We start from the raw sequence: 1,859 nt of genomic DNA, 5'->3' as shown, positions 1-1,859 counted from the left end.
TGAGCTGCTGGATGAGCGCACCCACGTGGGGCTTTATTCCCATAACCCAACATGGCAAAGCGCTTACGAGCAAGGCTGGCACAGTGTCACGCCTTGGGATATTCACCATGCAAAACAGCAAGCCTCTTCACCCCTGCATGGTCTTGAGAGAGCGAAAGCGCTTTTTGTGAGGTATCCATGAGCTTTTTAAAAAACATCGCTAACGCATTAACGGGCGGATTGGCTGAGACGGTACTTGATACCGTCAAGGCGTACCTGCCACCGGATTTAAGCCCAGAGCAGCAAGCCAACATTGAACTGGCTCTGCAAAACCTTGAGCTAACCAAGAACAAGCAAGCGGCCGAGATTGCGCTTTCAGCCGAGCAGCAAATCACCGAGCGCATTAAGGATTTAGAAGGCACCGCCGCCGATTTAAAAACCATTCCGATACTTGGCCCGTTAATGCTTTTCTTGCGCGGTTGTCAGCGGCCTATCTGGGGGTTTCTCACCATCTATATGGATGTGATGTGGTTTAGCGGTCAATGGACAGGACTGAGCGAAACGCAAGAGTCTGCCCTTCTTTTGATCAACTTCTTGGTGCTTGGCTTTTTGTTTGGTGAGCGTGCAATACAAAATGCCGCCCCAGTCATCGAGCGCATGATGAAGCGGAGACACAACGTTGAAACGAAACAATCCATCCCATAAAGGGAGACATCAAAAGGTGCCCAAGCCTGGCAAAATCCAGATGCTGCCACCGGATATCAAAAAGAAAGTCGATAAGCTATTGCTGGATGGCAAACTCCAACAAGCCGATATCGTCAAGCAAATCAAAGCGCTCTTAACGGAGCGCGGATTGCTCGATGAGCACGATTTTTCCTACCCAACCTTTAACCGATACGCCAATCGCTTTCATGACTCGATGCAGGTGATGCGTGAAGCGCGAGAGCTGGCGGCGTCACTGGCTCAGAACTTAGGTGATGAGCCAACCGCAGATGTCAACAACGCCTTGATTGAAATGGTTAAGGCGGAAGTCTTTAAAGTGCTGGCGACCTCGAAAAAGAACGAGGACGGCTCTGAGGCGACTATCCCCGTAGAGCAGCTTAATAAGATCATGCTGGCTATCCGTCGTATTACTGAATCCCAACGCACGCAAATGCGTATGGAGAAAGAAGTGCGCCGCGCCTTTGTGGAAGAGCTCAGTAAGCGTCTGCCTGGTGAAATTACCAAAGGCATGGATGGCACCAGTGAAGACATGGAGCGCGTGATTCGCCAAGCGCTAACAGGTATCGCCAATGAGCAATAACGCATCCACCGTGCGCGAGATTGATTTACAAGAAGAGTGCGACGCCGCAGGCATTGACCTTGGCAAGATTGAGCAAAACTCAGTGCTGCAAGAGGCGTTCTTCTTACCCTATCAAGCGCAGTGGTTTAACGAAGAGGCCCCGCTAGCGATTCATGAAAAGAGTCGTCGAACCGGTATTACGTTTGCGCAAGCGGGCAAGGACGCCCTGACCGCTTCAAAACCTCGATCGCGTGGTGGCCGCAACACCTTCTACATCGGCACAAAAAAAGAGATGGCGCTGGAATACATCGCCGCCGTCGCTTTGTTTGCGAAAGCCTACAACGCAGGGGCCAAGGCAAGCGTCTATGAGGTGCCGTTCTGGGATGACGACAACGAGCGTGAAATCCTCTCCTACATGATCCGTTTTCCAAAATCGGGTTTTAAGGTTCAAGCGCTCAGCTCTAACCCTGCCAACATCCGTGGTCTGCAAGGTGATGTAACCGTCGATGAGGCGGCGCACCAACCAGAACTAGCCGAGATGTTAAAAGCGGTGCAAGCGGTATTGATGTGGGGGGGCCGCGTTCGCATGATATCGACG

Annotated in this window: 3 protein-coding genes and 1 pseudogene; all 4 read left to right on the top strand. The window is 51.7% G+C overall.

Features of this window, described 5'->3' with window-relative positions; all coding sequences use genetic code 11:
- On the top strand, nucleotides 1-181 hold a 181-nt coding region (locus RH88_RS23595), incomplete at its 5' end, for a hypothetical protein (protein ID WP_005595520.1).
- Nucleotides 178-684 (top strand): hypothetical protein, encoded by a 507-nt coding sequence (locus tag RH88_RS10060; RefSeq protein WP_005595518.1) that lies wholly within the window; start codon nucleotides 178-180, stop codon nucleotides 682-684. The genes RH88_RS23595 and RH88_RS10060, both read left to right, overlap by 4 nt.
- A gap of 16 nt (nucleotides 685-700) precedes the next feature.
- The gene (locus tag RH88_RS10055; protein WP_005595516.1) at nucleotides 701-1,282 is read left to right on the top strand and encodes a DUF3486 family protein; all 582 of its coding nucleotides are present in this window, start codon (nucleotides 701-703) and stop codon (nucleotides 1,280-1,282) included.
- Nucleotides 1,272-1,859, top strand: a pseudogene (locus RH88_RS10050) (hypothetical protein); the annotation flags it as partial. The gene RH88_RS10055 and the pseudogene RH88_RS10050, both read left to right, overlap by 11 nt.

Source organism: Vibrio scophthalmi LMG 19158 (assembly GCF_000222585.1).
Taxonomy (GTDB): Bacteria; Pseudomonadota; Gammaproteobacteria; order Enterobacterales; family Vibrionaceae; genus Vibrio; species Vibrio scophthalmi.
The sequence above is the reverse complement of the archived record's forward strand: the minus strand, read 5'-3'. Positions and strand labels throughout refer to the sequence as shown.

Coding starts and splice junctions, on each gene's coding strand:
- RH88_RS10060 (WP_005595518.1), top strand. CDS start 178: ATGAGCTTTTTAAAAAACATCGCTAACGCATTAACGGGCGGATTGGCT.